Here is an 18,484-nt window from a genome sequence, read left to right on the forward strand (position 1 = left end):
TGTTTTTCTGTTCTATCTTGTCTGTTTTACTAAATTTAATTTTGAAAACTCAAAACAACCAAGTCTTACGTTTACCGTTACAACAATAATTCGTTATAATCCGCAGCCAATTTAGTTAGCGGAGCATTTTATGGCCAAATTCTTAGTGACCACGTCCAAGGGGCTCGAAAACCTTTTATTTACTGAGCTTGAAAACTTGGGTGCAACCGATTTAAAAATGTCTGTTTCATCGGTTTGGTGTCAAGGAGATTTAGCTTTTGGTTATAAAGTTGCCTATTTATCTAGGTTAGCCAATCGCGTATTACTTGAATTAGCTGTGGGTGATTGCCAAAACAAAGACGACTTGTATCGCATAACCTCAAGTGTCGACTGGACTATGCAGTTTTCTAATAAAAAACGGTTCAGTGTTGATTTTGTTGGTACTAATAAAGCCTTGCGTAATACCCAGTTTAGCGCGCAAGTTATGAAAGATGCGATAGTTGACGCATTTGTCGAAGAAGGGAGTAAGCGCCCAGATGTTGATAAACAAATGTACGACATTCGTTTTCATGGTCGGATCATTAAACAACAAGTCCATGTTTTCTTAGACTTTTCAGGAAGTAGTCTTCACGAGCGTGGTTATCGCGAAAAAGCGGGTAAAGCACCTTTAAAAGAAAATCTAGCTGCGGGCCTAGTGTTACGTAGTGGCTGGTTAAATGATACAACAAAACCTTTGTGTGATTTCTTTTGCGGTTCAGGCACGATAGTGATTGAAGCGGCGCAAATGGCTCGCAATATACCTGCACAACACGATCGAGTACGATGGGGCTTTGACTCTTGGCTCAGTCACAATCAAAACCAATTTGAGCAAATTAAACAACAAGCTGAAGCGCAAATAGATAATGAAATAACCTTACAAATTTTTGCTTCTGATATTAGCAAACACGAGCTAGGCACAGCTCAACGTAACGCCGATTTAGCTCATGTTTCACAAGATATTCAATTTACTCAGGCCGATGCATTAAGTCCCAAGGTAAAAAATTTCTTTCGCGAAACTGGCACCATAATCATAAATCCGCCTTATGGTGAGCGATTAGATGAAACTGCACAGGTAGCTAATTTATATTTGGATTTAGGCCAAAAGTTTAAAAAAGAATTTACTGACTGGCAGTTAACCGCCATTACTTCAGCCGAAAACCTGTTGCGTTTGTTTAAATTATCAGCGTCAAAAAAATATAAAGTCAAAAATGGTCCTTTAGATTGCGTGGTGGCTAATTACCAAATAGAAGCCGCTAAAGGCGAGCAAGTTAGAGGTGTTATCGCTGAAGAGTTTCAAAATAGATTAAAAAAGAATGCTAAAAAACTCGCACCGTTAGCTAAAAAAGCGGAAACCAATTGTTACCGCGTGTATGACGCCGATTTACCAAACTATAATGTTGCAGTTGATTTATATAGTGATCACCTGGTTATTCAAGAATATGCTGCACCTAAATCAGTGCCTGAGCATGTCGCTGCGCAACGCCTAAACGATGTGTTAATAACCGCGCCGGCTGTACTGGAAATCGACCCTAAAAATATTCACGTTAAAACTCGCAGCAAGCAAAAAGGAAAAGAGCAATATCAACGCTCAACCCATATGCGAGATATCCGCATCGTCGTTGAAGAAGGTAAAGCGAAATTCTTAGTCAATTTAGATGATTATTTAGATACTGGACTTTTTCTTGACCATCGTAATATTCGCTATCAAATCGGTGAATTAGCTAAAGACAAGCGCGTACTTAACTTATTTAGTTACACTTGTTCGGTATCTGTGCATGCTGCATTAGGTGGCGCAAAACAGATCACCTCGGTAGATTTATCGAAAACCTATTTAAATTGGGGTAAAGACAACTTTGATTTAAATAAATTATCTACCCGATATCATAAATTTGAACAAGCTGATTGTATGCAATGGTTTATGCAACAGAGCGGACAATATGATTTGATATTTATTGACCCACCTTCATTTTCAAACTCAAAACGCATGAAAGATGTATTTGATGTGCAGCGTGATCATATAGCGTTACTAACTCAAGCTTATAAGTGTTTAGCAACAAACGGAACACTGATATTTTCTAATAATTTACGTAGTTTTAAGTTAGACGAAGATGCCGTATTGGAACTGGGTTTTGATATAAAAAATATATCGGAGTCCAGTTTGCCGTTTGACTTTAGTCGTAACGCAAAAATTCGCCAATGCTGGTTATTAACTAAGACACATTAGGCCATGACTAAAGTATATACTTTATATGGTACAGATTGTTGCCATTTGTGCGAGTTAGCTGAACAAGTCTGTATATCTGCAGGAATTATGGCTTGTGTAGAAAAAATCGACATTGCAAATGATGAGCAACTAGTTGATTTGTATGGGGTAAAAATCCCCGTTCTAAAAAACAATTCAACACAACAAGAACTTAACTGGCCATTTGACGCACAAATGATAAGCCAAATAAAACCTAAATTATGAATTTATATAGAATAACCAATGCGCAACTTGCATTTGGTGATCACCCTTTACTTAACGGTGCTGATTTTCACATAAATAAAGGTGAGCGAGTTAGTATTGTTGGTCGCAATGGTGCGGGTAAATCGACTTTACTTAAAATCATTGATGGACAGATAAACCTAGATGGCGGCGAAATTAATTTACGCAGTGGTACTGTTATCCGCCGCCTAGAACAAGATCCGCCAAGAATGGCACAAGGCTCAGTCTATCAATATGTCGCGAACGGCTTAGGGGATGCTGGTATTGCTTTAGCTAACTTCGCTGAAGAGTCACTAAAACCCAATCCGGATACTCAATTATTAGCGAGATACCAAACCGAAATAGAGAAATATGATGCGTGGTCATTTGAACCAGACATTCAACAAATTATTTCACGTTTATCGCTTGATGCGAACGCTCAACTAGACAGTTTATCCGGCGGTTGGTTACGCAAAGTGGCATTAGCGCGCGCCCTCGTTGCTAAACCCGATATGCTTTTACTCGATGAGCCAACTAACCACCTTGATTATCAGTCAATTGATTGGCTCGAAAACTTTTTACTCGATTATCAAGGGGCGATCGTATTCATTAGTCATGATAGGGCGTTTATACGTCAATTGGCGACACGAATAGTCGATTTGGATCGCGGAAAATTGGTTAATTACGAACATGGCTACGATAAATACTTAACCGAGAAAGCGGAAAACCTTCGAGTAGAAGAAGAACACAATAAGAAATTTGATAAAGTACTAGCCCAAGAAGAGGCATGGATCCGCCAAGGTATTAAGGCACGCCGAACCCGTAATGAAGGTCGAGTGCGCGCACTTAAAGCCATGCGTAATGAACGCAAAGAGCGACGTAATGTACAAGGTAATGTTAACTTTAACTTTGATGATATTCGTCGTTCAGGCAAGCTAGTCGCTGAATTGGCCAATGTGAGTTATCAGTTTGAATCGCAACTGATATTAAGCGACTTTTCAAGCTTGATTATGCGTGGTGATAAAATTGCATTGATTGGACCCAATGGTTGCGGTAAATCGACGTTAATCAAACTTATCCTTGGTCAGCTAGCAACGCAGCAAGGCCAAATTAGAACGGGAACGAATCTTGATATTGCCTATTTTGATCAATATCGAGATCAGTTAGATGAAGAAAAAACCGTTATGGATAATGTTGGCGATGGTAAAGAAGATATTTGTGTTAACGGCCAAAATCGCCACGTATTAGGTTATCTACAAGACTTTTTATTTTCACCACAACGCGCACGTTCTCCAGTTAAATCGTTATCCGGTGGTGAAAAAAACCGACTCTTACTAGCTAAGCTATTTTTAAAGCCGTCCAACTTATTGGTATTGGATGAACCAACCAATGATTTAGATATTGAAACCCTCGAGTTACTCGAAGAATTGATCGCCCAATACACTGGTACTTTGATTTTGGTTTCGCACGATAGAGAGTTTGTTAATAATACCGTTACAACAAGTTACTTTTTCCAAGGCCAAGGTATAGTCAAGGAGTTTGTAGGCGGGTATGATGCGTTACCGGAAACAGCGCCCGTTGACGAAAAACCAACAGAAACTAAGGAACCTAAGCTGAAACCTGCGGTCAAACAGCCAGCTAAACCTAAAGTTAAGTTGTCTTATAAGCAAAAATTACGTTTAGACACATTACCTGAGTTAATCGAGTCGCTTGAAGCGAAAATAGAAACACTGCAAAGCACAGTCAATTCAGCAGAATTCTTTAAACAGGATAGCAGTAGCACCCAAGCTACTTTGCAAGAATTAGCTGATGCGGAACAAGAATTTGAGCAAGTGTTTATTGAGTGGGAAGAATTAGAAGCTATTGCCAATGAAGCTAAATAACAATTTTATTAAATCATCAGTTTTTTGTTTATCTTTTATTGCTGCCGGTGTAAGTGCCGCACTATATGAAGTGACTGAATACACGCCCCCCAGTAAGTTTAAGCAAGCATTCGGGGAAAGCATTAATAACAATGGCGACGTCGTTTTTCGATTGCAAGGTGGTAGCTTAGCGGCTGATTCAGATGTGCAAGATTATACGATCTACTCGACAGGCTCTAATTCGTACTCGACTTTATATAATCATCCAATTGACCTAGACAGTTTAAACAATTTTCTTAGTGAGCCGATTACTGATTTAACTAAATCAACGCGATTTGTCGCCATACAATATTTACAAACATCAACGTTTACGGATTATTTGTATGTTCCAGAGCATACCGAGGAAGTTACCACTGACAATGTAACTACGACTAATACCATTGCCGAAACCGTGGTTACTGCAGCGCGTAGCCGACAAAGTGATGGGCGCTATCAACGCTTTGGTCAATATTGGAGTGCTATTTTAAATGGTAATGTGTTGGAACACACACCCATTTTGGATCAGGTGAACCCAGTTACTAACGACTATGGTTTCGAATTTAGTGAGCAAGTGCTAGACATTAATAGTGACGGAACTATTGTTGGTTTTACCGATTCAGATTTCGACGAAATAACCTTTACTAAAACCGTACCTGAAATATTTTTTAACTCAGCTAATCAAGCTGTCGTCTCGCGTGATGTGAACGAAAATATTATCAAGTCGGATAAAACATTTACCTACAAAAGTCGAAAATATGCCCGTCGTGGTTTTGTAAAAGCTAATGGGAATGTCACACTTTTACCGCCAGTTGATACCAGTTATGAAGGTGGATTTTCAACCGCATCTGATATTAGTGACACTGGTTTTATTGTCGGTTACGGAACCATAGGTTATGAAAAACCCGACGATTACGATACGTTTATTGAGCAATGTCAAGAAAGTCATGACTACAAACAATATCCATTTGAGCTTTGTAAATTTTCTGTCGATACCTTAACTAATAGTCAAAACGTTCGCTATATTCCACGTATTACTCGAGCCCACATGTGGCAAGTTGATGGCCAAGGTACTTTAGTTCAGCAGGCGAAATCTTTAGGCTCGGCATTTGATCATATCGACTTCGAAGATGACAGTATTCTACCTGTTGTTCGCTCAGTTGGTGTTCGAGAAGATTTAGTTGCGGGTATATCCGTTTTAAACCTGTCTAGCCAAGCAGTTGCTGTGAATAATGCTGGGATTGCAGTCGGGCGAAGTTATGCGCATGTTGATACAAGAGAAGCAACCCGCACTGTTGATGACGTTGAACAAACTTATAATCAGTATTTAATGCGCGACTATGCTGCTGTATTTAAAGATTCAACAGTAACCACTATCGCTAATGACATAAGCACAATGGAACGCAGTTGGGCGGTAGACATTAATGATAACAATACCGTCATTGGTAATGCCGTTATTAATCACTTTTCGGGTGATGTAGCTCAGCCGTTTTATTATCACTTAGATACTGGCGAATTCTTCACCTTTAACAATAATGATGATTTTCAACATGTAGAAGCGAAAGCTATTAACAATAATGGCCAAATAGTCGGTTCAATTGAAATAGACACTATTTCAGGTACGCAGCCAATCAATCATGCGTTCTTATATGATATTAAGTCTAAAACGTTTACTGATTTAAATGACGCAATTAGCTGTGACGCTGATTTTACCTTAATCGATGCCGTCGACATTAATGACCATGGTGAAATTATTGCGCTAGCCTCTGGTGCTGAACCTTTACGCGACGTAGAAGGCGAGGTCACAACAGATATTACTACTGGTGAAATTAAAAACACTTTTGTCATCAAAACGATTAAGTTAAACAAAGTGGACGGCGGACAACAAGAAAGTTGTTTTTCCCAAGAAAATACCTTTAAACGTCAAGGCGCATCTTTGCCTTATTGGTTTGCTGGTTTAATTATGATTTTCGGACTGTTTAGACGCAGATTTAGCTAATCATAAGTTTAATCATATAAACTAGATAAAAAGCCGCTTAGTCTTTGATTTGCGGCTTTTTTTATTTGTGCAATATGATTTTTGTATAAGTAAATTTCAAAATATTTTATTAATTAAATAATCAAAAAATACAATACCTTAGCTTAATATTACGCCAATATTGCAAAATCATGAATAAAGTCTACTTGCAGCAAAATTGTTGTTCTTCTAAATTTAATAGTGTCGATTAAAAATGATCGATATGTTCAACAAAAAATAGACTGAGGGGTAGTCAATGAAAAGACAGAAGCGAGATCGATTAGAAAGAGCTCATTCTAAAGGTTATCAGGCAGGCGTTTTTGGGAAAGCAAAAGAAAGTTGTCCCTATCAAAGTGTAGAATCTAAGTCGCAGTGGTTAGGAGGCTGGCGAGCGGCAATGGAGGATAGGGCAGACGGACTCGTCAAATTCACTTAAATAAGCACTATATCGAATTACAAAGCTGTTAAATTTATTCCGCTATACAAAATAGAAAAAAGCCCCGATTAAGGGGCTTTCTCATTATAGTCTTTTCTTTAGTTTATCAATACTTAGACGTAAATATTCAGCATTTTAAGCAACAAGCGTGTCAAACCATCTAACAGTTATAAGCTTGCTGTAGATACCATCTCTCTATACCGGTCTCAAGTACTAATTTATGTTACTTGAGGCTGATAATTTGTTTGTGTTTTGACCACGCCAAAACATATTTGTGCAAGCTTTCGCATCGCAGCGCCCAAGGCTTCCATTTTCGTTTTTCCTTTGGCTAATAAGCGCGCTTTCTGTGCCTTTATATCTGGATTATGCTGGCTAGCAACAACTGCTGCCATATACAATTTTTCTCTTATGTAACCCGGCCCTTCTTTGCTCAAGGTCGTTTTTCCAGCTCGCTTTCCGGACTCTTTCATCTTAGGAATTAACCCCAAATAAGCCGATAATTGCTTAGCATCCTTAAAATCTTTACTGGCAAATAAGCTCACCATAATCCTAGAAATAACTGGGCCCACACCTTTGATAGTTAATAATAAATCTCTGTTTTTTCCTAAGTCTGGATGACGGTCAATATGGTCATCAATCTCTTCTGTGAGCTTATCAATTTCTTCTTTTAACGCTGAAATCATGTTTTCTAATGATTCAATTACACGTTTTGATGCACCTGAAAAATCAGCCGCTTCAAATCGATTGTTTTCTCGTTGTAAATCTTTCTCTAATGCTTCCAATCGGCGCAGCATAGCTCTTAACTCCCTGAATTCCTTGGCCTCTGGCTGCCAATGAGATAAAGAATACTGTCTGTCGTGGCCATACCTCGCTAGCATTATCGAGTCTGATTTATCTGTCTTGTGAACCAAATCTAAGGCTTGGGCATACTTGTATGCTTTACCAGGATTAGCTTGTTGTAAAATAAAGCCTTTTGCATGTAAAAAATACATCAAGGGTTCACTATAAACACCGGTTGGTTCAACGGTGATAACAATCTCTTGAGGTGTTAAACCTGTATTTTTAAGTAACCATTCGGCTAATGCTTCATGGCCTTGAGAGGTGTTTTTTAACACCTTTGTTTTCTTTTTATTTGTGGTGACATCACGAAGCCAACACACGTCTAATTTATCTTTACTAACATCAATGCTTGTAAAAGCCTTCATCTCTATTTACTCCCCTTGTACATGCAGCGTCAAGCGCTTGGATACCATTCAGTTTTATGGAGGTTAGGAAGCCAGAGTATAATCTACAAAACATCATTTTCTGATTAGGCGAGTTACACATACTTCACTGGCTTCCCGATGTGATAAGTGCTAGCTAAACACCTATCACAGAGAGATACAAGGCGAGACTTTAGTCTTGCTCTTTTGGACAGAAAAATTTGCAGGCTCTGCAAGCATAAATGCTCGCCCAGTGTGTTACGAGTTACCAACAGTACAAGGAAGGCTGGAAGGTAACGCAACTATATAAAACATGATGGTTTGGCCCATCCCATCGGCATTCAGGTGCAGGTGGAAACCACCTTATGCGGCATTGGTTAAGAGTCACTGTCGTGAGCGATAAGGGAAAGGCAAACACAATGATTTGTCAGGTGTGAGTTAAAGAGACGAACAGCGTAGGTGTCGAAATATTTAACCGTTGCATCCCGAAACCAAGCTACTGGGTGGAGTTTGGGAAGAGCTTAGAGGCAACCTGATTACCAACTAAGCGGGAGCCGGCAAAGAGCTGACGTGAATTTAACTCGGGGTTTTATATGGAACGTAAGAACCAGTCGTTTTGATGTTAACAGATATCCTCGAATGGAAACCCCATGAGAGCCAAGTCTGAATGCAAAGCACTGGGGCGGAGCAATTCGTAGTAGTGATGATGATAGCTGTAATGGTTATCTAGCGAAGGGATTGCCTCGTTTTAAATGAAACTTTCATCAACTGCTGCAGCAGGAGGAATGATTGAATTCAGCAAAACCATTTAGTATTTCGAAATGGACAGTTTATGAAGCCTGGTTACGTGTAAGAGCCAACGGTGGAGCGGCAGGAATTGATGAGCAATCGATGAGTGATTTTGAACAGGACTTGAAGAAGAACCTGTACAAGATATGGAATCGAATGTCATCGGGCAGCTATTTTCCACCGACGGTGAAGCGTGTCGAAATCCCTAAGGATAAGGGCGTTCGAGTACTAGGCATACCCACGGTATCAGACCGAGTTGCACAGATGGTCGTCAAGATGGAGTTGGAGCCTGAATTAGAATCGGTATTCGATAATGATTCTTATGGTTACAGACCTAATCGCAGTGCACATGATGCATTAGCGATAACGCGCCAGCGGTGTTGGCGATACGACTGGGTGATTGATTTAGATATCAAAGGCTTCTTTGATAACTTGGACTGGGTGTTATTGGGCAAAGCGTTACGCAAACATACCAATAACCCATGGGTATTACTCTATATCGAACGTTGGCTTAAAGCGCCAATGGAAACCTCGGATGGTCAGATAATAGAGCGAACGAAAGGAACACCACAAGGAGGCGTGATAAGCCCATTGCTAGCCAATTTGTTTTTACACTACGCATTCGACAAATGGTTGCGAAGAGAACATCCACATGTTCAATTTGCACGCTATGCGGATGATGCAGTGGTTCACTGTCGTAGTGAGCAAGAAGCAAAGGCGTTAAAGCAAGCTATTGAGCAACGCATGTTAGATTGTTGTCTAGAATGTCATCCAGAGAAAACTAAACTGGTTTACTGCTTTGATGAAGGTAGACAAGAAGCACATGAAGTCATTAGCTTTGATTTTCTTAGTTACTGTTTCAGGCCAAGGTTAGTAAGGAATCGGTGGGGTCGCATGTTTGTTGGCTTTACACCTGCTATTAGCCCTAAAGCGAAACAGAAAATTAGAGAGAAAGTTAAAGCGCTCAAGCTACATAAGCAAACGGGGTTAACGATACAAGAGTTGGCGTATAAGCTTAATCCGATGATAAGCGGGTGGATAAATTACTTCAGTCGGTTTTGGAAAACAGCATTAAGGCCACTTATGTCTTGGATAAACCTTAAATTGTTGAAATGGGCGAAGAAGAAATACAAACGGCTGAAATTCAGTTACCAAAGAGCAAGAAAATGGATGCAAAGGGTGTGTAATACACAACCGTATCTATTTTCTCATTGGCAATTTGGTTGCAGGCCGTAAATGGTGAAACGAGAGGAGCCGTATGAATTGAGAGGTTCACGTACGGATCTGTGAGAGGCTGAGGGGGAAGCTCCCTCGGCCTACTCGACCAAAAACTTAATACTTTAAAACTGCCTTTTTCGCAAAAGCCTCTAGATTAATTACCTTCTTCGAAGGACCTATGGCTTGTCAATTTGATTACACTGAATACTTACACTTAGACAAACCAATTTAAAAATTAGACGTATCTTGGAACAAGCCTACTTTTAAATCTTTTGCTTGGTAAATAACTTTACCGTCTACAGCCACTTCACCATCGGCTAAACCCATGAACAATTTGCGCTTAATTACACGCTTCATGTTGATTGTATAAGTGACTTTTTTAGCTGTAGGTAATATTTGACCGGTGAATTTTACTTCGCCTACACCTAATGCACGACCTTTACCTGGTCCACCAGACCAACCTAAGAAAAATCCAACTAATTGCCACATTGCATCTAAACCTAGGCAACCCGGCATAACAGGATCGCCAGGGAAGTGACAATCAAAAAACCAAAGATCAGGCGTAATATCTAATTCAGCTTTAATGATCCCTTTATCGTATTCACCGCCTTCTTCTGAAATTAAAGCAATGCGATCCATCATTAACATATTTGGTGCTGGTAATTGACTGTTGCCTGGTCCAAACAACTCGCCTTGGCTACATGCAAGTAGCTCTTCTCTGGTAAAACTGTTCTGATTCATATTCTGTTGGGTTATCTTAACTAAAAACGCGCATACTTTAGCGAACAAGTGTTCGCTAAACAACTCTGACTAGCAATTAATTACGTGAAAGTTTTAATAATTGCCAAATTTTTTGTCTTAACGGCGGATGTGTCTCCACATCGCTTTCAAATCTATCTAATGAATCGCGCACTTTATCAAATAAATTGTCTTGTTCGTCTGCTTCCGCGGGTAAATTAAGTAAGTAATCGGATGCCTGTTTAACATGACTTATCGCGACAATTTTAAATGTTCCTTGCTTAATTGCATCAACAACTCGTTGCGATAAATTAATATGAGCTAAATTACCTTTAGGAATTAATACCGTATGCGTCTCGTTAGGTGATAAAGCTTTGGCAATGTCATAGAAACTTTCAATTTTTAAATCTAATCCGCCTACAACCAATACATTCCCTAACTGATCCATAGCCCCTGTAACAGCGACATTTTGATTCACTTTCACTTTTGCTAAGGCTGATAATAGTGCATACAACTCAGCTAACGATGCGCTGTCACCATCCACTTCGTGGTAAGACTGCTCAAAAACAATATTAGCAGAAACCGGCATTGGCGCGTTTTGCGCAAAGGTTCTTGACACGTAAGAGGATAAAATCATCATGGCTTTAGCATGAATATTTCCGCCTAAATCGGATTTACGCTCGATATCGCCAATATCACCATCACCCAAATAGACATTAGCCGTAATTCGTGATGGTTCACCAAATTCTGCTGTGTCGGTTTCAACCACAGTAAGGCCGTTAATTTGTCCAACAACTTGACCACTAGTATCGACTTTAATGGCTCCGCGTAAAAGTTGATCATAATTAAATTGCTTAGCATGGGAATAGAAGCCAGTGATATGTTTTACTGCTTCTTCAACATCGGATAATTCAAATTCAGCGTTTAAATGATTAAACAAAGCTTTTAAATAATGATGATCGAGCGATAACCAATTTTGATCTTCAACTTGACGCGACAAAGCCCAACAAACATAAGGTAATTGTTTAACTGTGATAGCAGGACAATAATGCAAGCGTATATGAGATAACAATTGGCCAAGCACTTGCTCAGAGGTTTCTACCGCTAAATCGGTTTCATGTATTTTATGGTCGACTATTTGATTTAGTAGCGGATAAAAATGCAATAATTCATTTAACTCATGATTTGAGCCATAAATGGTTAGTTGTGTTGCAAATGGCGCTTGCAAATGTTCAGCAACCACTAATTCAGCAGACGCATGATCATCAATTAAGTTAGAGGAATTAAAAATACCATTGAATAAACTGGTAAATAAACAATCGGCCAGTTTGCTGTCGCTGAGTAATTTAGCCGAAGAAATACAAAGTCGTTTATGTTGATTAAAGTTGGCAGGTGTAAACTTCAAACCATCTGCGGTTTTTGTAAATTTGCCAAAAAGTTGGTTTACGGATTGGCTTGATATATCACACCAAGTATTATCAAAAAGTGTTGGACTTAAATCTGCACTAATTAAAAAAGCCTTTTCATGACTTGTTTTGCTGTAATTCAAAAATGTCGTAAATTTAGGAAAGAGTAAATCATACTGGGCGTTAATCCCGTGATCTTGAATATTCCAATTATGGGCTTTGTCTAAAATACTAAAACAAGACGTTAGTTGCTGTTCGGCCACAGTTAATCATTCTTCATTTAAAACTGTGCGATAGTTTAGCGACTTTCTAAGTAAAGACTACTAATAAACCAATAAAACACAATAATGTGATGGTTCATTAAACCTTTCTATTATAATTACACTTAATATAATATCCCTTAATGTATGTTATGTTAAATAATAAAGATTGAACTAATTAGGATACTTTTGTGATATTTAGATAATCAAATTAGGATTTTTGTTTTTCATACTGTACTCAACTTAATAAGGAGTCAGTAATGAAACTAACTAAAACAACCATCACTTTACTTTCTGCCCTAGGTGGATTTTCTTTTCTTTCGTCAACTCACGCAGCCAATATTGAATTTGAACTTCATAACTTAACCCATGGCATAACGTTTACTCCGGTATTAGTGGCTGCCCATGATAATCAGTCTTCGCTTTTTACATTGGGTCAAACCGCGTCTACTGCTTTACAAAAAATGGCTGAAGGTGGTTCGATAGACGATTTAGAAACTCAGGTTAAAAACGCCAGTGGTAAAGTCGTTAAAAACCCTGCTGGTGGTCTACTGCATGCGGGTGAAAAAACCATGGGCATGCTTGATACAGAAAATAATATGTATCTATCGTTAACGGCCATGTTATTACCAACCAATGATGGTTTTGTAGGCTTAGATAGTTGGAAAATTCCTACTGAGGCAGGTACTTACACTATTATGCTAAACGGTTACGATGCTGGAACAGAAGTAAACGATGAGATCATTGTCGATGGCAGTGGCGCTGTGGGTACGCCAGGTATTCCAGTAGCACCTAATGGCAATGGTGGTAAAAACGCCACGGGGGCAAGTAACAATGAAGCAAATGACAAAGTACATATTCACCCAGGCAATATTGGTGACACTGATACGAATGGTGGCATCTCCGATGTTGATAGTCGTATTCATCGCTGGTTAAATCCGGTTGCCAAGTTAATTGTTACTGTTAAGTAATAAGGTGGCTTAAATGAAAACTCAACTATTTAAAACCGCCCTACTTTGTAGCGCAATTTTGCTAGCTGCCTGCTCTGATGATGATGACAACACAACATCAGATACTGCTGATAAACCGACAATGGAATTTGAAGTTACGCTTAGTAACATCACCCAAGGCCAAATATTTTCACCGCCTATATTAGTGACTCATGACAACTCCGCATCTTTGTGGCAAGTAGGCTCCCCTTCAAGTGTGGCGCTTGAATATCTAGCCGAAGGTGGCAGTACTTCACAAACCGCAAACTTAAGTATTGTTGAACAAAGCTATGCTAAAGAAGCGCCAGTAAAGCCTGGTATGAGTACAAGTTGGACAATCATGCTTGACGCTGAACAGAAAAAATCATTCTCTTTAGCAACCATGTTAATTCATACCAATGACGGTTTTACAGGGTTAACCGGATATGATTTGTCCAACATGACCGTCAACTCTGTGATGTCTAAAATGCTCGGTGTTTACGATGCCGGTACAGAAGCTAACGACGAAATGCAGATGCCGGGAGCTGGCAACGAAGGGTTTAATGTTTCACGTGAAAATGACGTTGATCGGGTTTATATGCATGCTGGTGTCTTAACCGAAGCTGATTTATCGACCTCTGTTTTACAAGCAGAACATAAATTTGATAACCCTGTCGCAAAATTAGTCATCAAGCGCCTGCAATAAAATAACGCTAAAACCGCTCTACTCTTTCAAATAATGAAAAAAGTAGAGCGGTATGAGTGCAAAAATTTTGTTGGTGGAAGATAGTCAAGATATTGCCAATATCATTTCTATTAACCTAAGTATGCTTGATTTACAGGTTCAGGTATTTCATGACGGCAGTGAAGCTTATCGTCAACTTAATCAAGATATTGATCTGGCCATTTTTGATATTACCTTACCCGGCACTGATGGATTAAAGCTGTGTAAAAGATTACGCCAGCTGCAACCAGAAATCCCTATTATCATGCTCACGGCTAAATCCGGTGAGCTAGATATAGTAAAAGGCTTAGAAAATGGTGCTGACGATTATTTAACTAAACCATTTTCAGTATTAGAGCTACAAGCACGGGTTAAAGCGCATTTACGAAGACGGCAGCCAAAACAAACCAGTCGAGTCACAGTGGTTGATACGCTTGCCTTTAACGACTTATCCATCGATCCGAATCAATATCAAGTAAGCCGCAGCGGTAAAACTATTGAAACGACAAGTAAAGAATTTGAATTATTGTTTTACTTAGCCAAACACGCCAATCGAGTCTTTAGTCGCGAACAGCTTCTTGATGAAATTTGGGGCTACCGACACGATGGCTCAGCACATACTGTCAACTCAACAGTTAATCGATTGCGCAATAAATTGGAAATGGATCCGGGCAATCCACAATGGTTAAAAACGGTATGGGGCGTTGGTTACAAATTTACCCCATGTTTATCTTATTAAATTTGATTATTACAACATGCATAAAACGCTTACGGGCCAATTGATTATAGTATTCAGCTTATTATTTACCGTTATGGCTGTTGGCTTATATCATTGGTATTTATACACAAGCCAACACTATAGTGCGGAAGTTCGCCAACAATTGCATAGTGAATTAGCCAAACATATTGTTGACGACGACTCAAACTTATCACAAGGCATTATCGACAAAAAAAGCTTAAAGTCGGCCTTTCATACACAAATGTTATTAGGGCCAGAATGGGAATTTTATGCATTAAGCCCGAATGGAACAGTATTGGCTTATTCAGCGCCTGACAATAGCGTCAAACTTGATCAGGTTAGCTTAAATCCTATCCATGATTATTTATCAGGCGATAATTTCCCCATATACGGTCAAGACCCACGTAATCCTGAACGGAACAATGTTTTTTCCGTTTCCGAGGTATATACTAAAAAAGGCCAATTAAAGGGCTACTTATACGTAATTATTGGTGGGCAAAAACGCGCTAACGCAGAACAAAACTTAGTGATTAATAGCCATTTTAAAAACAGTTTAGCCATTATTTTAGGCGTGTTGCTGTTTGCGGTTTTTACCGGATTTATTGTTATCAGAGCGATTGTAAAGCCACTCAGTGAATTGGCAAAAAACAGTAAAAACTATATTAATAATGACTTCAATAATTCGGAATTTACCAAAAGTCACAACCATACTGCTTCTGAAATACGTGATCTGGAAAACAGTTTTAAATCCGCAGCACAACATATTAATTTGCAGTTAAGGCAAATAAAAACGACTGAGCAACAGCGGCGAGAATTACTTTCTCATGTATCTCATGATTTACGCACCCCGCTAACGGCATTAAATGGCTATTTAGAAACTTGGCTAATAAGCCCTGAAACAAACAAGTCAGATGTGCTTATCGAAAATGCCCTACGCAACGCTCAACAGCTCAATACGCTAGTAGAACAGTTATTTGAGCTCGCATTGCTCGAAACAGGCCAAATTAGTTTCACTCCAGAAACCTTCAACATTTGTGAACTGGCGCATGACATTACCCAGCGTTTGAAAAACCAAGCAAACCAGAAAAATATAGATTTAAAGTTTGTACCAGAAAGTGAAAGTTTGCCTTTAGTGGTCGCCGATATAGCCAAGTTGGAGCGCATATTAGTCAATTTAATTGATAACGCCTTGCGGCACACACCTGCTAATGGTCAGGTAGTGTTAGCGCTCTACAAACATTCAAATTCGGTGGGAGTTAGCGTTGAAGATACGGGCAAAGGGATCCCTAATCATGAACTAGCCAGTATTTTTGACCGATCTTTTCAAGCGAGTAATTCCAGTAAAACACAACTCAATGTTGGCTTGGGATTAACTATCGTTAAGCACTTGTTGAACCTTCATCACACCGAAATAAACGTGAGCAGCCAACAAGGTACAGGAAGTCAATTTAGTTTTGTTTTACCAAGTGCAACATGAAATCGCTATTAAACAATTTCTTCTGCTTAAAAAGCGTCGATTGCTGAAGTTAACCTTGTAATCGTTTGAAACAAAAGCACTTTATGTGGCAAGGTTTTGCTAATTACAACAATTACCAACAAGCTTTCAATAGTTGCTAGCATGGTATACAGTGTCGTCGTAATTAGCTAAAGGAACGTTATTTTAACTCCCTACTGTAAAGAATATTTGAAATGTTAATGTCAAACAAAACGGTCATTATTACCGGAGCCAATTCAGGTATAGGTAAAGAGTCAACAATTGCACTGTCTAAAATGGGAGCTCATGTTGTTTTAGCCTGTCGAGATACCGCTTTTGGAAAAGAGCAACACGCCAATGAGGTTATCGCAGACATAAAAAAACAGCTACCTAATGCGAGTTTGTCATTTATTCCGTTAGATCTCGCTTGCTTTGATTCTATCCGTAATTTTGTTATCCGTTTTAATCAACAACATTCACAACTTGACGTTTTACTAAACAATGCCGGCGTTGTTAGCCTAGAAAAAAGACAAACTCGCGATGGTTTTGAACTCACTATGGCTACTAATCACTTGGGGCCGTTTTTATTAACTAATTTATTGCTTCCTGTACTAATCAATACGCCAAAATCTCGTATTGTTAATGTGTCATCTAAAGCTCACGCCAAAGGTAAAATTACTTTTTCAGAAAATAGGATTAAAACGCGACGCCCTTATATGGGGTTAGCCACCTATGCTGATTCAAAGTTAGCTAATATTTATTTTACCCAAGAGTTAGCCGAACGACTAAAAGGCACAGATACAACTGTTAATGCATTACACCCAGGTGGTGTTGCCAGTAATATTTGGCCTGACTCAAATGGCATAATCGGTATCATTCGACGACATATTGTTAAAAAGCTTAAAACACCCGCACAAGGTGCACAAACTTCTATTTACTTGTGTTCATCGCCAGATGTGGAACAGGTGTCAGGTAAGTATTTTTATAAAAAGAAATTAAAACAAACTTGTGCACGAGCAAAAGATAAAGCCACTCAGCATAAACTTTGGCAAGTTTCTGCTGAATGTACCCAGCTCAATAATGAAGAATTAAAACAACCAAGCTAAGAAAGTGATTAAGTAATAAATCGGAACTAACAATAGCCCTATCAGTAATGCATTAAACAGCCACTTTACTGGATAATATAATTTAGGATTATCTTCTTTCAGACGCTTTGAACGGGCTAAGAAAGGCGTGACTTTTCTGAACAATAAATTAAATAAGCCCGCTTGATCACCCGGTAAATTTGGCACTAATAATAAGCTAGCGATTTTCTTGTAACACCAGTTTACACCTTTACCAATTGGCCCCATAGGACGTTCAATGTCGCACATTAAAATCAAACGCTTATCATCGGTATTGTTTTCTACATAATGAAGAAAGGTTTCATCAAACATAAAGTGCTTACCGTCTCGCCATGATTGCTTTTCACCATCGACACTAATAAAACACTCATCACTATTCGGGGTGTTTAACCCTAAGTGATATCGCAATGAACAAGCTAATGGATCTGAATGACGAGTCAGTTGGGATTTAGCCGGTAACAAGGTAAACATAGCGCCGTTGACTGACGGAATTTGTTCTAGCAAAGCCACCGTTTGTGGGCAGTATTCGCGGGCTGAATTTAACGTGGTGCCATACCAGCTACAATAGAATTTACTCCAACCATATTTGTAAAATGTTCTAAAGCCAACGTCGTAAAAACTGTTATTGTTTTTATCTGTTGTTTTTGAAAAATAACCTGCGTCCATTAGTGCATTAGCTTCTTGCGCAATTACCTGCCAGTTTTGTTGTAAAAGCGCTAAATTTTCAAATGAATCAGTGCTGACGTAGTTTTTCTTGGCCCACTTTTTAGTTGATAAATACAACATAACATTAAGAGGAGCAAAAATCGGCCAGCCTTTTCGTAAATATTCGGTTAAGCTGCCAAACCTCGCCTCGCCTCGAAATTTATAAACGTACATAACGGATAACAAAGAAAATCCCAACACCAATAAAACAACATATGTACTTAACAACTTATAAACTCCGAAAATAATATTATTTAAACAATATCAAAAAAAACAGGTCGTTAATAGATTACATAATAAGCAA

General features: G+C 38.9%; 15 protein-coding genes. 11 read left to right on the plus strand and 4 right to left on the minus strand.

Annotated elements, in window-relative coordinates:
• Positions 1-130: 130 nt before the first annotated feature.
• The 5 genes from rlmKL to rmf all read left to right on the plus strand — a co-directional run bounded on the left by rlmKL (position 131) and on the right by rmf (position 6,833).
• On the plus strand, positions 131-2,242 hold the full coding sequence (rlmKL, locus tag C2869_RS14750; protein WP_108603663.1) for a bifunctional 23S rRNA (guanine(2069)-N(7))-methyltransferase RlmK/23S rRNA (guanine(2445)-N(2))-methyltransferase RlmL: 2,112 nt from the start codon (positions 131-133) through the stop codon (positions 2,240-2,242).
• A 3-nt stretch (positions 2,243-2,245) separates the two neighbouring features.
• A complete protein-coding gene (locus C2869_RS14755; RefSeq protein WP_108603664.1) occupies positions 2,246-2,485 on the plus strand; it encodes a glutaredoxin family protein in 240 nt (79 codons plus the stop codon).
• The gene (gene uup / locus C2869_RS14760) at positions 2,482-4,365 is read left to right on the plus strand and encodes an ATP-binding cassette ATPase Uup (RefSeq protein WP_108603665.1); all 1,884 of its coding nucleotides are present in this window, start codon (positions 2,482-2,484) and stop codon (positions 4,363-4,365) included. The genes C2869_RS14755 and uup overlap by 4 nt, the downstream gene beginning before the upstream one ends.
• Positions 4,352-6,379: a DUF3466 family protein gene (locus C2869_RS14765; protein WP_108603666.1), complete on the plus strand. Its 2,028-nt coding sequence runs from the start codon at positions 4,352-4,354 to the stop codon at positions 6,377-6,379. Before uup ends, C2869_RS14765 begins: the two co-directional genes overlap by 14 nt.
• A gap of 274 nt (positions 6,380-6,653) precedes the next feature.
• Positions 6,654-6,833 carry a ribosome modulation factor gene (gene rmf / locus C2869_RS14770; RefSeq protein ID WP_108603668.1) on the plus strand — a complete coding sequence of 60 codons (180 nt, stop codon included), beginning with the start codon at positions 6,654-6,656 and terminating at the stop codon, positions 6,831-6,833.
• A 218-nt stretch (positions 6,834-7,051) separates the two neighbouring features.
• On the opposite strand, the gene C2869_RS14775 is transcribed toward rmf, so the two are convergent.
• Entirely contained in the window at positions 7,052-8,038 is a 987-nt protein-coding gene (locus tag C2869_RS14775) for an IS110 family RNA-guided transposase (protein ID WP_108603669.1), read from the minus strand.
• 786 nt (positions 8,039-8,824) lie between these two features.
• Between C2869_RS14775 and ltrA the strand changes: the two genes are divergently transcribed.
• Positions 8,825-10,060 (plus strand): group II intron reverse transcriptase/maturase, encoded by a 1,236-nt coding sequence (gene ltrA / locus C2869_RS14780; RefSeq protein ID WP_108601131.1) that lies wholly within the window; start codon positions 8,825-8,827, stop codon positions 10,058-10,060.
• A 210-nt stretch (positions 10,061-10,270) separates the two neighbouring features.
• On the opposite strand, the gene fabA is transcribed toward ltrA, so the two are convergent.
• Both fabA and C2869_RS14790 read right to left on the minus strand, forming a co-directional pair.
• Positions 10,271-10,783, minus strand: a complete 513-nt coding sequence (gene fabA / locus C2869_RS14785) for a 3-hydroxyacyl-[acyl-carrier-protein] dehydratase FabA (protein ID WP_108603670.1) — start codon at positions 10,781-10,783, stop codon at positions 10,271-10,273.
• A 76-nt stretch (positions 10,784-10,859) separates the two neighbouring features.
• Positions 10,860-12,449 carry a S16 family serine protease gene (locus C2869_RS14790; protein ID WP_108603672.1) on the minus strand — a complete coding sequence of 530 codons (1,590 nt, stop codon included), beginning with the start codon at positions 12,447-12,449 and terminating at the stop codon, positions 10,860-10,862.
• Positions 12,450-12,706: 257 nt separating this feature from the next.
• Here C2869_RS14790 and C2869_RS14795 point away from each other — a divergent pair, with 257 nt between their 5' ends.
• The 5 genes from C2869_RS14795 to C2869_RS14815 all read left to right on the plus strand — a co-directional run bounded on the left by C2869_RS14795 (position 12,707) and on the right by C2869_RS14815 (position 17,457).
• The gene (locus C2869_RS14795; RefSeq protein ID WP_108603674.1) at positions 12,707-13,417 is read left to right on the plus strand and encodes a spondin domain-containing protein; all 711 of its coding nucleotides are present in this window, start codon (positions 12,707-12,709) and stop codon (positions 13,415-13,417) included.
• Between the two features lie 13 nt (positions 13,418-13,430).
• The gene (locus tag C2869_RS14800) at positions 13,431-14,120 is read left to right on the plus strand and encodes a spondin domain-containing protein (protein ID WP_108603676.1); all 690 of its coding nucleotides are present in this window, start codon (positions 13,431-13,433) and stop codon (positions 14,118-14,120) included.
• A 52-nt stretch (positions 14,121-14,172) separates the two neighbouring features.
• Positions 14,173-14,877, plus strand: a complete 705-nt coding sequence (locus C2869_RS14805; protein ID WP_108603677.1) for a response regulator transcription factor — start codon at positions 14,173-14,175, stop codon at positions 14,875-14,877.
• A 16-nt stretch (positions 14,878-14,893) separates the two neighbouring features.
• Positions 14,894-16,354, plus strand: coding sequence for a sensor histidine kinase (locus tag C2869_RS14810; protein ID WP_108605074.1), 1,461 nt, complete (start codon positions 14,894-14,896; stop codon positions 16,352-16,354).
• Positions 16,355-16,572: 218 nt separating this feature from the next.
• A complete protein-coding gene (locus tag C2869_RS14815) occupies positions 16,573-17,457 on the plus strand; it encodes an SDR family oxidoreductase (RefSeq protein WP_159084189.1) in 885 nt (294 codons plus the stop codon).
• Here the strand turns inward: C2869_RS14815 and C2869_RS14820 are convergent.
• Complete coding sequence (locus C2869_RS14820) at positions 17,440-18,354, minus strand: aspartyl/asparaginyl beta-hydroxylase domain-containing protein (RefSeq protein WP_108603680.1); 915 nt, start codon at positions 18,352-18,354, stop codon at positions 17,440-17,442. The two genes, C2869_RS14815 and C2869_RS14820, sit on opposite strands and share 18 nt — an antisense overlap.
• Between the last annotated feature and the right edge of the window lie 130 nt (positions 18,355-18,484).

Origin of the sequence: Saccharobesus litoralis, from assembly GCF_003063625.1 — a bacterium.
GTDB classification, from domain to species: Bacteria; Pseudomonadota; Gammaproteobacteria; order Enterobacterales; family Alteromonadaceae; genus Saccharobesus; species Saccharobesus litoralis.

Excerpts from the sequence above, each read along its gene's own strand:
- rlmKL (WP_108603663.1), top strand. The coding sequence starts at position 131 with ATGGCCAAATTCTTAGTGACCACGTCCAAGGGGCTCGAAAACCTTTTA.
- C2869_RS14755 (WP_108603664.1), top strand. The coding sequence starts at position 2,246 with ATGACTAAAGTATATACTTTATATGGTACAGATTGTTGCCATTTGTGC.
- uup (WP_108603665.1), top strand. The coding sequence starts at position 2,482 with ATGAATTTATATAGAATAACCAATGCGCAACTTGCATTTGGTGATCAC.
- C2869_RS14765 (WP_108603666.1), top strand. The coding sequence starts at position 4,352 with ATGAAGCTAAATAACAATTTTATTAAATCATCAGTTTTTTGTTTATCT.
- rmf (WP_108603668.1), top strand. The coding sequence starts at position 6,654 with ATGAAAAGACAGAAGCGAGATCGATTAGAAAGAGCTCATTCTAAAGGT.
- C2869_RS14775 (WP_108603669.1), bottom strand. The coding sequence starts at position 8,038 with ATGAAGGCTTTTACAAGCATTGATGTTAGTAAAGATAAATTAGACGTG.
- fabA (WP_108603670.1), bottom strand. The coding sequence starts at position 10,783 with ATGAATCAGAACAGTTTTACCAGAGAAGAGCTACTTGCATGTAGCCAA.
- C2869_RS14795 (WP_108603674.1), top strand. The coding sequence starts at position 12,707 with ATGAAACTAACTAAAACAACCATCACTTTACTTTCTGCCCTAGGTGGA.
- C2869_RS14800 (WP_108603676.1), top strand. The coding sequence starts at position 13,431 with ATGAAAACTCAACTATTTAAAACCGCCCTACTTTGTAGCGCAATTTTG.
- C2869_RS14805 (WP_108603677.1), top strand. The coding sequence starts at position 14,173 with ATGAGTGCAAAAATTTTGTTGGTGGAAGATAGTCAAGATATTGCCAAT.
- C2869_RS14810 (WP_108605074.1), top strand. The coding sequence starts at position 14,894 with ATGCATAAAACGCTTACGGGCCAATTGATTATAGTATTCAGCTTATTA.
- C2869_RS14815 (WP_159084189.1), top strand. The coding sequence starts at position 16,573 with ATGTCAAACAAAACGGTCATTATTACCGGAGCCAATTCAGGTATAGGT.
- C2869_RS14820 (WP_108603680.1), bottom strand. The coding sequence starts at position 18,354 with ATGTACGTTTATAAATTTCGAGGCGAGGCGAGGTTTGGCAGCTTAACC.